At 61.7% G+C, this 15,516-nt stretch carries 14 protein-coding genes; 9 read left to right on the forward strand and 5 right to left on the reverse strand.

The window, feature by feature from the left end:
• Positions 1-37: 37 nt before the first annotated feature.
• On the reverse strand, positions 38-463 hold the full coding sequence (locus tag QNA11_RS01220) for a hypothetical protein (protein WP_283481639.1): 426 nt from the start codon (positions 461-463) through the stop codon (positions 38-40).
• Positions 464-869: 406 nt separating this feature from the next.
• On the opposite strand from QNA11_RS01220, the gene QNA11_RS01225 reads away from it, so the two are divergent.
• On the forward strand, positions 870-1,214 hold the full coding sequence (locus QNA11_RS01225; RefSeq protein ID WP_283481640.1) for a copper-binding protein: 345 nt from the start codon (positions 870-872) through the stop codon (positions 1,212-1,214).
• Positions 1,215-1,323: 109 nt separating this feature from the next.
• Complete coding sequence (locus QNA11_RS01230) at positions 1,324-1,542, forward strand: hypothetical protein (protein ID WP_283481641.1); 219 nt, start codon at positions 1,324-1,326, stop codon at positions 1,540-1,542.
• Positions 1,543-1,627: 85 nt separating this feature from the next.
• Here the strand turns inward: QNA11_RS01230 and QNA11_RS01235 are convergent, their stop codons facing one another.
• Positions 1,628-2,890: an OmpP1/FadL family transporter gene (locus QNA11_RS01235; RefSeq protein ID WP_283481642.1), complete on the reverse strand. Its 1,263-nt coding sequence runs from the start codon at positions 2,888-2,890 to the stop codon at positions 1,628-1,630.
• 174 nt (positions 2,891-3,064) lie between these two features.
• On the opposite strand from QNA11_RS01235, the gene QNA11_RS01240 reads away from it, so the two are divergent.
• Complete coding sequence (locus tag QNA11_RS01240) at positions 3,065-3,496, forward strand: YeeE/YedE family protein (protein WP_283481643.1); 432 nt, start codon at positions 3,065-3,067, stop codon at positions 3,494-3,496.
• A gap of 10 nt (positions 3,497-3,506) precedes the next feature.
• The gene (locus QNA11_RS01245; RefSeq protein ID WP_349362176.1) at positions 3,507-3,956 is read left to right on the forward strand and encodes a DUF6691 family protein; all 450 of its coding nucleotides are present in this window, start codon (positions 3,507-3,509) and stop codon (positions 3,954-3,956) included.
• A 32-nt stretch (positions 3,957-3,988) separates the two neighbouring features.
• Here the strand turns inward: QNA11_RS01245 and QNA11_RS01250 are convergent, their stop codons facing one another.
• Positions 3,989-6,274, reverse strand: coding sequence for a copper-transporting P-type ATPase (locus tag QNA11_RS01250; protein WP_283481645.1), 2,286 nt, complete (start codon positions 6,272-6,274; stop codon positions 3,989-3,991).
• A 36-nt stretch (positions 6,275-6,310) separates the two neighbouring features.
• Positions 6,311-6,493 carry a DUF2933 domain-containing protein gene (locus QNA11_RS01255; RefSeq protein ID WP_202072543.1) on the reverse strand — a complete coding sequence of 61 codons (183 nt, stop codon included), beginning with the start codon at positions 6,491-6,493 and terminating at the stop codon, positions 6,311-6,313.
• Positions 6,494-6,495: 2 nt separating this feature from the next.
• On the opposite strand from QNA11_RS01255, the gene QNA11_RS01260 reads away from it, so the two are divergent.
• Positions 6,496-6,828, forward strand: a complete 333-nt coding sequence (locus QNA11_RS01260) for a hypothetical protein (protein WP_283481646.1) — start codon at positions 6,496-6,498, stop codon at positions 6,826-6,828.
• 160 nt (positions 6,829-6,988) lie between these two features.
• Here QNA11_RS01260 and QNA11_RS01265 read toward each other — a convergent pair whose 3' ends face one another.
• Positions 6,989-7,630 carry a TetR/AcrR family transcriptional regulator gene (locus QNA11_RS01265; RefSeq protein WP_202072545.1) on the reverse strand — a complete coding sequence of 214 codons (642 nt, stop codon included), beginning with the start codon at positions 7,628-7,630 and terminating at the stop codon, positions 6,989-6,991.
• Positions 7,631-7,895: 265 nt separating this feature from the next.
• On the opposite strand from QNA11_RS01265, the gene QNA11_RS01270 reads away from it, so the two are divergent.
• From QNA11_RS01270 to QNA11_RS01285, 4 genes are all read left to right on the forward strand, one after another.
• Positions 7,896-9,563: an efflux transporter outer membrane subunit gene (locus tag QNA11_RS01270; protein WP_283481647.1), complete on the forward strand. Its 1,668-nt coding sequence runs from the start codon at positions 7,896-7,898 to the stop codon at positions 9,561-9,563.
• The gene (locus QNA11_RS01275; protein WP_283481648.1) at positions 9,553-10,740 is read left to right on the forward strand and encodes an efflux RND transporter periplasmic adaptor subunit; all 1,188 of its coding nucleotides are present in this window, start codon (positions 9,553-9,555) and stop codon (positions 10,738-10,740) included. The genes QNA11_RS01270 and QNA11_RS01275 overlap by 11 nt, the downstream gene beginning before the upstream one ends.
• Positions 10,741-10,868: 128 nt before the next feature.
• Positions 10,869-13,946: an efflux RND transporter permease subunit gene (locus QNA11_RS01280; RefSeq protein ID WP_283481649.1), complete on the forward strand. Its 3,078-nt coding sequence runs from the start codon at positions 10,869-10,871 to the stop codon at positions 13,944-13,946.
• A gap of 94 nt (positions 13,947-14,040) precedes the next feature.
• Positions 14,041-15,252 carry an ATP-grasp domain-containing protein gene (locus QNA11_RS01285; RefSeq protein WP_283481650.1) on the forward strand — a complete coding sequence of 404 codons (1,212 nt, stop codon included), beginning with the start codon at positions 14,041-14,043 and terminating at the stop codon, positions 15,250-15,252.
• Positions 15,253-15,516: the final 264 nt, after the last annotated feature.

Consider the following 15,516-nt stretch of genomic DNA (forward strand, 5'->3'; position numbering starts at 1 on the left):
ATATAACCCCGATGCTACAGCCGCGTGCGCGTTGCACTCATATCAAATGCGCCGGCGGCTGCGGATTGTTCGCTGGGTTGGTGTCGTGCTTCGTTAATGCGAGAAGAAGGCCCGACTCGACTAAGGGGCGCAAATCTCGTTCGAGCGCATTGGCCCGAGCCTCGTCATAGACTTCATCGCCGCCGACATAGACAGCGAAAGCCGTGGAGTGCTTAGCTTTCTTTTCGGGATTTTCGATCGTCGCCTTGGTCCATTGGTAAAGCGGATATTCATCGACGCCATGCTTTTCGGCTTGGGCGACATAATTCGCGAAGGCGTCGAACTGGCTGATCGCAGAGGCGTTGTGCCGCGCCAATACTTCGGCGATCGGCTTGAACCGTCCGTCATTAACGTCCCCGCGAGCGACTTCCGCCAACTCCGGCGATAGCTTGAAGCGCAACTGGTATTCCCATTTCTCAGGCATGGTGAACCCTCGGTATGGAGCAGATGGTGGCGAGAGAACGTGGCCTCCTCGTCGCCTTCCAAGTCTCGGCTGATCGCACCCCTCACGATCGTGGGAGGCGGGTTGGACTCGGCGCCAAAACCGAGCCGCTGAATCTAAAGCCTACAATAATGGTAGGAAAAACTGGAAGGCGAGTCAATCGCGACGATTGCGGTGAGGCTCGCGAGTTATCGGCCGATATAAACCGCGTCTGGCGCCGTTCAATCAATCATAGATTTGATAGCGCTTCGTTCGTTGGTGACGCATAAGCTTCGCCTCGCGGCCCTTGTCGCGCCATGCGTTCTTTCGAGAACGCCGGGCCGGAACAAAACGCAAACTACCGGCTTTGGAAAGAACTGGCCCATCCGTTTAGCCAAGGGAGACGGTGATGGAAACAGCGTTGCGACAAGTTCTCAAACTGGCGGCCGCCTTGGGGCTGGCGCTTGCCGGCGTCTCATCGGTCGCGGCGCAGAGCCCGGGCCGCACGCAAATCGCGGAGGCGGTAGAGAAGGCGACCGGACAAGGGGTCGTCGAGGCGGTGAACGAGGAGGAGCGTCAGCTTCGGATTACGCATGATGCGATCCCCGCGCTAAAATGGCCGCCAATGACCATGGCGTTCAAAGTCGCGCCCGGGGTGAGGCTCGAAGGGCTTGCGCCCGGCGCGAAGGTTACCTTTACTCTCTCCAAATCCTCACAGGGCTATGTGATCGACCAGATTCAACGTGTGCAATAAACCCGGCGGCGCCCAAGTTTTTTGGTGCGTCAATACTCATGGTTGAAGGCTGGTTCGCAAGCCCCCATTATTCCCGCGAGCAGCAACGCTCGGATTGAAGGGGGATGAAATGCGCAAGTTCATATTCTTTATCATAGCGTCCCTATTCGCCTTCACCGCTCCGGCGATGGCGCAGAGTGAAGAGCATCGAGAACATAGTGCGATGCAGCACATCGGCGGCCACTGGCGGCATGGGCACCGCGATTGGAGCCAGCAAACGGGCCGCCATGTTCACAACGTCTGTTGGGATTGGGACGCAGTTCAGGGCTGGGTCTGGAACTGCCGCTAACGCGCTTTCGAGAGAGCCTGCCAGCCGAGCTGGCAAGCTCTCAATACTGGGAATTGAGGACGGCAAAACGCCGCCCGACTGAGTCCTAAATTTTAGCAGCGACGGGCGCTGGAGCCACGTCGAAACGCTGCGTCCAGCCGGCCGTTATTTCGAATGTGGAAAGATAGATATTGATCGTCCGCAGCGGATTGGGCCCCAGCGGCGTTCGCTCAATTCCCGAAGCCGTCCCCTGGGGCGACACCACCGCCGCTAGATCGATCGACGACGACGGCGTCACGTAATAGCTGAGGCCGCCGCTGATGTGATGCTTGGTGACAGCCGGCGCGAGAATATTCAGCGTGACGTCTCGCGAGTTGATCGGGCTGTTGTTGTAGCTGTAGCCGACGCGAAGCGCGAGTTTTTCAAAGCCGCGATACTCCGCCCCGACTTTGACGACGTCGATGTCGCTCCAACCGAAGCCGGGCCCGTTCATCACGCCCATCGGCGCTTGCAACGTCGACCAATTTCCAACCGACGGAACCTGCGAATAGAAAATATGCTTCCAGTCGGCGAGCAAGGTAAGCGTCGGCAGGGCGTCATAGGCGACGCCAGCCGTCACATTCGCCGGAATGTCGAAGTCGCCCTCGTTTGCAAATAAACCCTTGTAGTTTTCGAAAGGCGACATCCAGATCGGCGAGGAACCTGCGACGCCGATGCGCAGCTTATCGGTCAGCCGATATTGCAGCCCGGCGCGGACGCCCGCGCCGACAGACCAATTATAACTATGGTCGCTGAGTTCGTTTGGAGCCGAGGAGAACGGCCCAAATACCGCCAGCCCTCGCGCCTTGAATATTTGTACCGCGAGAACCGGCGCAAAACCAATTGAGAGATTGCCAAAACGCTGCGCGTAGCCGGCGGTGAGGAACGCCTGGTTCAAATCGACTCCGGCGTTGCGGCCGCAATAGACGCCCGTCTGCCGGCACATCGGACTTCCATAGAAGAGGCTTGCGTAATTCGCGGAGTAGGTGGTGTTCATGCCGCCATTGCCATAGACGGCGACGCCCCACGCGGATTTTTCGTCGATGGGTCTGCTGTAGCCGCCGTTCGGGATCGGGAAGAGGCCGCGTCCGCTCTGCACATGCCCAGGCGCGACGAAGCCTGGCCCTGAGGTCCGATAACCGCGATCGGGCGAAAAAGCGGTGAGGCCGAGGGTATATTGATGCCCGACATCCACGAGCCCCGCCGGATTGATGGATAGGGCGAGCGGATCGCGGGAGTCGGCTGCGCCCGCGCCGCCGACGCCCTTTTCGCGCGTCCCATAACCTTCGAGGAAATAGCCTTCCGTCGCGCCGACCTCGTGTGGCGTCATGGTTGCCGCCGTGAGGGCAAATAGCAGAGGCCAGCCGAACCGTTTCATCTCAACAGCCTTTCATTCGTGATTTGGTCTATAAATATTATAGACTAAAAGCGCGATGTATGTAACATTTGGGCAACACCCGCACACTGACGCTCACGGTCGGTCCTTCAGAGGTTAGACAGACGGATGCAAATTGACTGGGCGCATTTTTCACCGGCAATCGGGTTTGCGGGCGGCGCGATGATTGGTCTTTCCGCGGGGCTGACGATTCTTTTGATCGGGCGGGTCGCAGGGATCAGCGGCGTGCTCGGGGGGCTTGTTCAGCCCAGGCGTGGAGACTGGGACTGGCGCGTCGCTTTCCTGTTCGGCCTCGTTGCGGCGCCGCTCATGATCGGCCTCGCCAAGGCGCCGACGCCCCCAGACTTTGATGCGGGTTACGGAACAATCGCAGCCGCCGGGCTTCTCGTGGGTTTTGGATCGCGTCTCGGCGCCGGCTGCACGAGCGGCCATGGCGTCTGCGGATTGTCCAGACTGTCTCTGCGCTCGCTGGCGGCCACGATAATGTTCATGGCTTCCGCCATGGCCACGGTGTTCCTCATCCGCCATGTTTTCAACTGAAAGGGAAACGATGCGCCTTGCGATCACCTTTGCGCTTGGTCTGATCTTCGGTTGCGGGCTCTATTTGGCCGGCATGACGGACCCTGGAAAAGTGCTCGGCTTCCTGGACCTTGCTGGTCTTTGGGATCCATCCTTGGCTTTCGTCATGGGCGGAGCGATCTTGATCGCGCTGCCGGCTTTCCGGCTGGCGGCAAAACGCCGGCAGTCCTATCTGGGATGCGCAATCAGCCGGCCATCCTCTCGAAAAATCGATCCCGCGCTCCTCGCCGGGGCGGGTGTTTTCGGGGTCGGATGGGGGCTTGCGGGCGTTTGCCCGGGGCCGGCCGTGTTCAATCTTGGCTTACTCGACCCAAAGGCGATCGTGTTCTTCGCCGCCATGGTCGCTGGCTTCGGGGTGGAGCGCTTTCTGCTGTTTTTGTCGCCGCCTGCTCGCCCTGCCGCCATCGTACAAGACGGCTGAGCGGGATTGGTTAAAGACTTCGAACGATCGCTTCACGCGCTTCCCGGGAAAGGCGGCATTTCCAATAGGCGCTGAGGTTCGATCTGCGTCTGGCGCAGGCGCAGCGAATTGGCGACGACGCTGACCGACGACAGCGCCATGGCGGCGGCGGCGATTGTCGGCGAGAGCAGCAAGCCAAATGCAGGATAAAGCGCGCCGGCTGCCAGCGGCACGCCGGCCGCGTTGTAAATGAAGGCGAAGAAGAGGTTCTGGCGGATATTCCGCATGGTGGCGCGCGACAGCCGGCGGCCGCGCACGATCCCGCCCAGGTCGCCTTTGAGCAGGGTCACGCCGGCGCTCTCGATGGTCACGTCGGTCCCGGTTCCCATGGCGATGCCGACATCCGCCGCAGCAAGGGCGGGCGCATCGTTCACCCCATCGCCCGCCATGGCGACGACGCGACCGGCCTGACGCAGGCGGGCGACCACCTTGCTTTTATCCTCGGGGAGAATTTCCGCCTCGACGTCCTTGATTCCGAGCCGCTTGGCGACAGCCCGCGCCGACGTCCAATTGTCGCTGGTGAGCATCACGACCGAGACGCCCTGGCGATAGAGCGCCTTCACCGCCTCGGGCGTCGTTTCCTTGATGGGGTCGGCAATGGCGAGGATGCCTGACGTCTGGCCGTCGATCGCCACAAAAATCGCCGTGGCCCCGTCCTCGCGCAGACGCTCGGCGTCACGATCGAGCGCGCTCGTATCCACGCCGAGCTCGGCGAGGAAGCGCCGGTTGCCGATGATGACGAATTGCGCCCCGATGCGACCGGTGACGCCTTTACCGACCGGCGAATTGAACTCAGTGGCCTCGCTCAGCGGCAGGCCGCGCGAGAGGGCGGCTTCCACGATGGCCTGCGCCAGCGGATGCTCACTCGCCCGTTCGAGGCTCGCCGCGACGGTCAAGAGCGCGTTCTCGCTCACGCCGGCGGCGGGGCGAATGGCCGTGACCTTGGGCTTTCCTTCGGTCAGCGTGCCGGTCTTGTCGACGACAAGCGTATCGATCTTCTCGAAACGCTCCAAAGCCTCGGCGTTTTTGATGAGCACGCCATATTGCGCGCCGCGTCCGACGCCGACCATCACCGACATCGGCGTTGCGAGGCCAAGCGCGCAGGGGCAGGCGATGATCAACACCGAGACGGCGGCGACGAGGCCATAGCTCATTCGCGGTTCGGGCCCCCAAACCGCCCAGGCGGCGAAAGCGAGAATTGCGATGAGGATCACAAGCGGCACGAACCAGCCGGAAATCTGATCCGCGAGCCGCTGAATGGGGGCGCGGCTCCGCTGGGCGGCGGCGACCATGTCGACGATGCGCGACAGCATCGTATCGGCGCCGACCCGCTCGGCCCGCATGATGAAGCTCCCCGTCCGGTTGAGCGTCCCGCCGATAACCTTGTCGCCGACGCTCTTCGTCACCGGCATGGACTCGCCAGTGACCATGGATTCGTCGACCGAGCTGCGGCCTTCGAGCAGCGCGCCGTCGACCGGCGCCTTCTCGCCGGGGCGCACGCGCAACCTGTCGCCGACGTGAACCTGGTCCAGCGTGATCTCCTCATCGGATCCATCCTCCTTGATCCGCTTCGCCGTAACGGGCGCGAGGTTGAGCAGCGCGCGGATGGCGCCCCCGGTCTGCTCGCGGGCGCGCAATTCGAGGACTTGGCCGAGCAACACCAGAACTGTGATGACGGCCGCCGCCTCGAAATAGATCGGCGCCGAACCGTCCGGCTTCCGAAAGGCGGGCGGGAATAGCGACGGCGCAAAAGTGGCGACGACGCTGTAAACCCAGGCGACGCCCGTGCCCATGGCGATCAGGGTGAACATGTTGAGACTGCGCGTGACGAGCGATCTCGCGCCCCGCAGGAAGAACGGCCAACCGGCCCAGAGGACAACGGGCGTGGCGAGGACGAATTGGGCCCAGGTCGAAATTTGTGGCGCGAGGTAGTGATGGAGATTTGAGAAATGGCCGCCCATTTCGAGGGCGACCACCGGGACGGTGAGGACGAGTCCAATCCAGAACCGCCGCGTCATATCGGTAAGCTCGGCGCTCGGGACGTCATCGGCCGTCGTAACAAGAGGCTCGAGCGTCATCCCGCAGATCGGGCAATTGCCGGGACCAACCTGGCGAATTTGCGGGTGCATCGGGCAGGTGTAGATGACGCCCGCTTCGGCAGCGGCGGGCGGCTCTAGGCGCTCGCGGCTGGGCCCCTCGACGCCCGGCGGATGTTGGCGCCCCTGATGTCCGTGATGATTTCCATGCCCGGAATGATCGACAGGATGTTGGGGAGTCATCGCCATGCCTTCCTGACAAAGGGGCTCGTCGCTCAATTAGACGTCATCATTTGGCCGCCTCTTGTGGTGGCTTCCATGGTTGTGATGCATGAAGAGATGCATGAGCGGGCAGGCCAGCACCACGAGGAACGGTAAGGCGTCGAGGACATGCCGCCAATGCCAATAAAGAAGAAAGGCCGCAGCCAGGGCGTAGATGGCGAGCAGGGGCGCTTTTGTCATCGTTGGTCTCCACGATCGGTCGTCGCGATGAAAGAGGGCCTATTGTCGCGCTAAATCGGCTCGATTATCAAATAGCTGAGGTTGCGGAGCAAATCGGGCTGTTGCCGCTCGCCTTGCAACCTAGAGCCACGAAAGCGCTGGTTTTGCCCAGAGCCCGTCATTGCGAGCGAAGCGAAGCAATCCAGGGCGGCGGTGCGGCTCTGGATTGCTTCGTCGCTTCGCTCCTCGCAATGACGGCGGTGATTTCCTATGTGTCCAAACGGCGCGAGGTCGGGGATAGCGCCGAACAAATCGAGCGGATTTCGTATGACATGCTGCGCGCTCAACACTCTTAACGGACCCCATGCGCGGTTCCATACGATCGGCGCCGGCGCAAATTTATCACTTCGATCTGTTCTCGCTGGTAGCGGGGCGCAGAGGCGCATATCCCTTGGTAAAAAAACTGAGCGGATTTCAATGAAAGCGCGCCGCGCGCCGCAAAGCGTTTCAGGGGCTCTATGTTTGCGACCTTTGCTGAAAGGCCTTCAAAAAGGTCGAAACGCCTGCCTCCATCACTTTCTGCGCTTCCGCTTCGTTGGGGAGGTCGAGGCCCAGGGCGACGCGCATCGGCAGATCGCACAATACGAGATTGAGAAATTGGTTTGCCGCGACATGGGCGTCGTCGAAGGCCAGCGCGCCCGTCGCCTTGGCTTCTTCGAGAAAAGCGGCGACGAAATCCACAGCCCTCTCTCGCCCAGTGTTGAAATAGAGACGGCACAGTTCGGGAAAACGCGCGCGTTCGCTGGACACAGCCTGGAAAAAGGCCGTCTCGTCCTTGATGAGAAAATGGATCACAAATTTCATGCCCATGGTGCGTAGCGCCCCCTCGATGCCGTCTTCGAAGGACGGCGCTGTGAAGAGGATGCGTTTCGCTTCGCATTCGTGCCCGATCAGATAGCTGAATAGAGCCTCTTTACTGGGGAAATAGGCGTAGAGCGTCGCCTTCGACACATTTGCGGCGCGCGCGATCGCCTCCATGCTGGTTTCCGAGAAGCCCTGCTGGAGAAACGCATTACGCGCCGCATTCACGATCTGCGCCTCTTTAGGGCTCGAGCAATGCTCGGGCGCATGCATTGGATCTGGCGTCGATGCGTTCATGCCGAAAGATCCGAGCCTAAATGTCGCTTGTTCGCCATCGGCGACGTTCCCCTCCGTCTCGCGGCGACCTTCGCCCTTCCCGGGGCGCGCGCCGGCCTTTTCTTTATCCTGTTCAACAGGATGAGTGCGATCAAATTTCATTTTCTCACTCCTGCTTACGGGAATTTTTCCTAAACTGCACCGTTCAGTTTAGCATTGACTTGGCCGCCGGTCAGCAGCATATTCTCACAAACTAAACGGTTCAGTTTAATCTTGAGTAGGTTCAATGGCGCACGCAACTATTTATTTTTCAGTGGCCTCTCGGCTGCGTGCCCGTCGTGGCCGACGAGAGCTGGACCGCGACGAGTCGCCGCCGGGGAGGGCTCCGGCGATCAGGCGCGCCGTTCCTTTCGTCGCCTGCGCTGTGGCGGCCACTTTCGGCGGATGCGCGGTCGGGCCTGATTTCGTTGAGCCAGCCGCGCCCGAGGGCGCCGGATACGCCCGAAAACTATCGAAAAGCGTTACAGATTCGCAGACGCCAGGGGGCGCCGGGCAACGGTTCGAACTGGGCCGCGACGTGCCGGGCGAATGGTGGAAGCTGTTCCGCTCCAAGCAGATCTCGGCGCTCGTCGAGGAGGCGGTCCAGAATCACCCCAATATCGCGTCGGCCGAGGCCGCGCTGCGTCAGGCGCGCGAGACGCTGGAGGCCGATGCGGCGTCCTTTTTGCCCTCCGCGACAGGGACCAGCGGCGTTACCCGCCAGCAGCTTTCTCCGGCGCAATATGGTTCGTCGGGCTCGAGCTCTTCCTTCTCGACGCTCTATACGCTGTTCAACTCCAATGTCGCCGTCTCCTTCACGCCGGACGTTTTCGGCAAGACAATCCGCACGGTCGAGGGCGATGCGGCCGCGGCCGAATATCAGCGTTACCAACTGGAGGCCACCTATCTCGCTTTGACGGCCAATGTGATCTCGGCCGCCATCTCCGACGCGTCCTATGCCAAGCAGATCAAGGTCACCGAGGGTCTCGTCTCTGATTATCGCGCCCAGCTCGATATTCTCCAGAAGCGGTTCGATCTCGGCGCCGTCAGTCTCGCCGACGTCACTTCCGAGCGCACATTGTTGGCGCAGGCAGAGGCGACATTGCCGCCCTTGCAGAAGGCGCGGGCGCAAACGCGCAATCAGTTGATGGCCTATCTCGGTCGCTTCCCCAATGAGGATAAAGGCGAGGCGATCGACCTCGAAAATTTGCATTTGCCCAAGGATTTGCCGCTCAGCCTCCCCTCGAAGCTGGTGCGGCAGCGCCCGGACATTCTCGCCGCCGAGAGTCAGCTTCATCAGGCCAGCGCCAATATCGGCGTTGCGACCGCGAATATGTTGCCCCAGCTCACGCTCTCCGCTTCCGGCGGCAGTCAGGCGCTGACGGCGGCGCAGCTCTTCACGCCGCAAACCATGGCCTATAGTCTCGGCGCTTCCGTTTCCGGCCAGCTCTTCGACGGCGGGGGTTTGTTCCATAAGCGCGAGGCGAGGGTCGCCGCTTTCGAGCAGGCGACGGCGCAGTATCAGGGGACGGTTCTTACCGCCTTCCAGAATGTCGCCGACGCGCTGCAGGCCATCAAGCATGACGCGGCGACGCTGCGGGCGCAGGTTGCGGCCGAGAAGGCGGCCGCCGAAAGCTTCCAGATTGCGCAGGTCCAATATCGCGCCGGTTCGACGACCTATCCGACCGTCATCAATTCCGAGCAGAGCCTGCTCAACGCCCGCCTCAACCGCGTGAAGGCCCAGGCGGCGCGTTTCTCCGACACGGTGGCGCTGCTGCAAGCCTTGGGCGGCGGCTGGTGGAATCGAAACGACGAAACGCCCGCCGCTCGCGCCAAGCCCACCGATCCCATTTCCATGTCGCCGATAGCCGCCGCGTTGCGCGCGCAGGCGGAGGAGTCAACCAATGCTCACTAGCGCTCGGACAATCGCAAAAGACCGTTTCGGATCGTCGCTGAAGCCCATGCTCATCATGCTGGCGAGCGTCGGCCTCGTCTTCGCCGGCCTATACGGCTTCAACGCTTTTCGGTCGATCATGATCGGGCGGTTTCTCGCCTCGATGGCCAATCCGCCGCAAACCGTTTCGGTCACGACCGCGAAGCTGGAGGAATGGCGGCCGACGCTCGCGGCGATCGGCACCTTCAGAGCCGTCAGCGGCGCCGACCTCGCGCTCGAAGCCTCCGGCGTCGTCGAGAAAATAATGTTCAAGTCAGGCGAGGACGTCGCCGCCGGCCAGATTCTTCTGGAGCTGCGCAAAGACACCGACAATGCGCGGCTCGAATCGCTCAAAGCGACGGCGGAGCTCAACGAGATCAATCTGCGCCGCGACCAGGCGCAATTGAAGCTCAAGGCTGTCAGCCAGGCGACGGTCGACTCCGACCTTGCCAATTTGAGGAGCGCCAAAGCCGAGGTGGCGCAGCAGGAAGCCGTGATCGCGCAGAAGACTTTGCGCGCGCCCTTCGCGGGACGGCTCGGCATCCGCTCGGTCGACATCGGGCAATATCTGAGCGCAGGCGCGACGGTCGTCACCCTGCAAGCGATCGACGCGCTTTATCTGGACTTCGTGCTGCCGCAGCAGAATCTGAACGGCCTCGACGTCGGGCAGGGCGTGACAGCCTCGGTCGACGCCCATTCTGGCCAGACATTCGCCGGAAAAATCACGGCCATCAACTCGAAGGTCGATCAGGGCAGCCGAAACGTCCAGATACGCGCCACCTTTCCCAATCCCGATCGCAAGCTGAGGCCGGGCATGTTCGCCTCTGTTTCGATCGCCGTCGGCAAGCCCGAGCAGCTTGTCACCGTCCCGCAGACGGCGATCGTTCATGCCCCCTATGGCGCCTCGGTCTTTCTTGCGCAGAAGAACGCTTCCGCAGGGGAGGCGGGGAATGGCGAGAGCGGCGGCCTCGTCGCGCGGCAGAGCTTCGTGCAGCTTGGCGCCACGCGCGGCGACGAGATTGCGGTGGTCGAGGGTCTCAAAGCCGGCGAGGTCGTCGTCACCGCCGGTCAAATGAAGCTGCGCAACGACGTGCCGCTCAAGATCAGCAATACGCCCCAGCCGCCCGTCAATCCCGATCCGAAGCCCATCGACCGCTAGAGCGCATTTCGCAAAAGTGGACAGACTTTTGCGAAAAGAATGCGCTCCAGCTTTTTGCATCAGCGCGCTTTCTCATCGCTCGCATGAACCCATGCGAGCGGAAAGCGGGCTAAGGGGGAGAACAACCCGTGTCCTTTACCGACATTTTCGTTCGCCGCCCCGTCCTCGCGACAGTGGTGAGCCTGCTCATTCTGGTGCTCGGTCTGCGATCGCTGAGCGTTTTGCCAGTGCTGGAATATCCGCGCACGCAAAACGCCGTCGTCACCATCTCCACGCAATATTTCGGCGCCGATCCCGCGACGGTCGCGGGCTTCGTCACCACGCCGCTGGAGAACGTCATCGCGCAGGCTGACGGCATCGACTATATGACGTCGACGAGCCAGATCGGCACGAGCACCATCACCGCCTGTCTGCGGTTGAACTTCGACTCCGGCAAGGCGCTGACGCAGATCAGCACCAAGGTCGACTCGGTGCTCAATCAATTGCCGGCCAATGTTCAGCGCCCCGTCATCACAGTGAAGATCGGGCAGTCGACCGACGCCATGTATATCGGCTTTCGCAGCGACATCCTCTCGCCGAGCCAAGTCACCGATTATCTGATCCGCGTCGTGCAGCCGCGGCTGCAGTCCGTGACCGGGGTGCAGACCGCCGAGCTCATCGGCGCCAAGACCTTCGCGCTCCGGGCCTGGCTCGACCCCGAAAAGCTCGCCGCCTACGGGCTTACTGCGACGGAAATCTCCGCCGCGATTTCCGGCAATGACTATATCGCCGGTCTCGGCTTGACCAAGGGCGAAATGGTGCAGGTGAATTTGGCGGCGTCGACGTCGCTGCATTCGCTCGAGGAGTTTCGCAATCTCGTCGTCAAGCAGGTCAATGGCGCGAATGTGAAGCTGAGGGACGTCGCCAATGTGACTCTCGGATCGGATGACTATGACTCCTCCGTGTCCTTCAATGGAAAACAGGCCATCTACATCGGCATCCAAATCGCGCCGACGGCCAATCTTCTCGATGTCATCAAAGGCGTAAAGGACATCTATCCGGGGATCGAGAAGGCGCTGCCTGCGGGGCTCACGAGCGAGATCGTCTATGACTCGACCGACTTCGTGAACAGCTCCATCGACGAAGTCGTCCACACGCTTGTCGAGGCGGTCCTGATCGTGACCGGCGTGGTTTTTCTGTTTCTTGGCTCGTGGCGGTCGGTGCTGATTCCGATCGTGGCGATTCCACTCTCGCTGGTCGGCGCCTTCACGATCCTGCTCGCCTTCGGCTTCTCGATCAATCTTTTGACTCTGCTGGCGCTGGTGCTGGCGATCGGGCTCGTGGTCGACGACGCGATCATCGTCGTCGAGAACGTCAACCGCCATTTGGCTGATGGCATGACGCCATTCAACGCCGCGCTGCAATCCGCGCGTGAGCTGACCGGTCCGATCATCGCCATGACGATCGTGCTCATCGCGGTCTATGTCCCGATTGGATTCCAGAGCGGTCTCACGGGGGCCCTTTTCGTCGAATTCGCCTTCACGCTCGCCGGCGCGGTCGCCGTCTCCGCGATCATCGCTTTGACGCTCTCGCCGGTGAGTTGCTCGGCGATCCTCAGGGTTCCCCAGCCTGGAACCCTGGAAGCGCGGATCGTGGCGGCGATCGACCAGACGATGGACCGCCTGCGCGAGCGTTATATCCATCTCCTCGACGCCTCGCTGCGGCATATGCCGGTGACGCTGACCTTCGGCGCGCTGGTGCTGCTGAGCACCTATTGGCTTTACGCGAACTCCAAAAGCGAGCTTGCGCCGGAAGAGGACAAGGGGCTTATTCTCGCGCAATCGACCTCGGCGCCGAATGCGACTCTGAAGCAAAAGCTGTTCTATGGCGATCAGCTCTACAAGGTTCTGGCGAAACATCCGGAGACGGCCAGCGTCTTCCAGATCAATTCGGCTGCGATGAATCTTTCGGGCATGGTGCTGAGGCCGGCCGACAAGCGCGACACCGTCGCAGGCGAGCTCCAGCGCATCATCCAGGGCGAGCTTGCTGAGATTCCGGGATCGCGCATCGTCGCCTTCCAGGAGCCGCCCTTGCCGGGAGCGATGGGCCTGCCGATCCAATTTATCATTCAGAGCCCGGACACCTTCGACAAGATGGACGGCGTGGCGCGCGATCTGCTGTCACAGGCGATGGCGACCGGCAAGTTCATGTTTCTCGACACGGACCTCAAGATCGACCAGCCGCAGGAAAAGCTCGTCATCGATCGGGAGAAGGCGGCGCAGCTCGGCCTCAGAATGAACGATGTCGGCGGCGCACTGACCATGGCGCTGAGCGGCGGTTATACTCAATATTTCGATCTCGCCGGCCGTTCCTATAAAGTTGTGCCGCAGGTCGCCCAACGCTTCCGGCTCAACGCCGATCAGGTCTTGAATTATTACATCAAGACCGGCGACGGGTCGTCGGTGCCTCTGTCGACTGTCGCCAAGCTGCGCTCGACGACCGAGCCCGAGTCTCTCAACCACTTTCAGCAGGCGAACGCCGTCACCATCTCGGGGGTCGCCGCGCCGGGCGTCATCGCCGGCGAAGCGCTCGATACGTTGAAGGAGATCGCCGATCGCGTCTTGCCGCCCGGCTATATCGTCGACTACGCCGGGCCGTCGCGTCAGTTTGTTCAGGAGTCGGGCGGCTTTGCGACAACTTTCGGATTTGCGCTCATCATCATCTTCCTCGCCCTCGCCGCGCAGTTCGAAAGCTTCCGCGATCCGTTGATTATTCTCGTCTCGGTCCCGATGTCGATCGCCGGGGCGCTCGTCTTCATCATGCTGGGTTTCGGGGGCGCCAGCATCAATATCTACACGCAGGTGGGCTTGGTGACGCTGATGGGCCTGATCAGCAAGCACGGCATATTGATCGTGGAGTTCGCCAATGAGCTGCAGGCTTCCGGCATGGGGCGGCGGGAGGCGATCATAGAGGCGGCCTCCATCCGCCTGCGACCCATTCTGATGACGACGGCGGCGATGGTGCTCGGCGTTCTGCCGCTCATTACGGCGAGCGGCGCGGGCGCCGCCTCTCGCTACAATATCGGGCTCGTGATCGCGTCCGGACTATCGCTCGGCACGCTGTTCACCTTGTTCGTGCTGCCGGCGGTCTATCTGGCGCTCGCCGCAAAGCATGCGCGTGCGGCTTCGGCCGCGCAACCGGAAGCATCGCATCTCGCGGGCGCATGAAACGGCGGCGAGGGCTCGGCGGAGCCCTCGCCAGCCTGAAGACAGCGCGAGCGCAGATGGTCTGGAGCGAAAACGCAGCGAGAAGGGAAGCGTCGTGACCAGGCTTGTCGGTGGGCTCGAAAGTGAACCCGAATGTGCTGCGCCGATCCTGGGACTGGCGACGATTGCGCGAATGGTCGCCAATGGGCGCGATCTCGAGCCGCTCAAGACGGAACTCCTGCAGAAGACGGCGCGAAGCGACGCGGGCGCCTTGCTCGATTTATCGATCATCGAGAGGCTGAGCGGCAATTTCGAGTCTGCGAACCGCTTTCAGGCCGCGGCGCTACAGCGAAGTCGGCGATTTCAGCCGCCATTGGCGCCGAAGGCAATCGATCCGCTACGCGTGCTCGCCCTGGCGGCGCCGGGCGACTTCATGTCGAATACGCCGATCGAGTTTCTCGTCGAAGGCCGCGAGGTAGCCCTCGAAACGCTTTATTTGAGCCCCGACGACGACTTCCCATCCGCGCTACCCGAGCATGACGTCATTTTTGTCGCCGTGGCGGAGATGGACGCCAATCAGACCATCCTGGAGAAGATCGACGGGGCGATGCGGGCGTCGGCGCACAAGCTCGTCAATCAACCGAGCCTGATCGTGCGACTGACGCGCGACGGCGCGTGGAGCCTTCTCCACGACGCGCCCGGCGTATCCTTTCCGGCCAATGCGCGCGTCGATCGCGAGCGTCTCGTCGCCATGGCGAAGGGGGAGGCGCCGGTCCATTATCCGATGATCGCACGGCCGGTGGGCTCCCATGCGGGCGACGGTCTGCGCAAGATCGAGAGCGCGGAAGCGATACTGGCGTTCCTCGACGAGCAATCCGCCTCGCAGTTCTATGTCGCGCCCTTTGTGGATTACCGCAGCGGCGACGGCTTGTTCCGCAAATATCGGATCGTGATGATCGAGGGCGTCCCTTACGCCGTTCATATGGCGATCTCGAAAAATTGGATGGTCCATTATCTCAACGCGGACATGTTCGACAGCGAAGCGAACCGTGCGGAAGAAGCGCATTTCATGGCGGGCTTCGACGCGGAATTTGCGCAACGGCACGCCGTCGCCCTGGCGGAGGCGCACCGCCGGACGGGGTTGGATTACCTGCTTCTGGATTGTTCCGAGACGCGCGACGGCAAGCTGCTGATCTTCGAAGCGGGGACGGCGATGGTCATCCATACGCTCGATTCCGAAGTGGTCTTTCCCTATAAGCGGCCCCAGATGGAGAAGATTTTCGACGCTTTCGAAAAAATGCTTCGGGGCAAAGCGCAGGGGCGCTGACGGCTGGTTCTGAAGTGGCGTTGACGCCCTTCGCGCTTCGAGACGGCTGTAATGCCATTTCAGTTTGAACAGCTCGCATCGGGAGCGCGTCATTCCCGGTGGGCTGAAAGCCCGAGCGGGAATCCAGAGCCACAAATACGCTGGTTTTACCCAGCGCCCGTCATTGCGAGCGAAGCGACGAATCCAGGGCGGCGATGCGGCCCTGGATTGCTTCGTCGGCTCCGCCTCCTCGCAATCACGGCGGTGAGTCTCTGTGTGTCCAAA

This window comes from Methylocystis sp. JR02 (genome assembly GCF_030063565.1).
Taxonomy (GTDB): domain Bacteria; phylum Pseudomonadota; class Alphaproteobacteria; order Rhizobiales; family Beijerinckiaceae; genus Methylocystis; species Methylocystis iwaonis.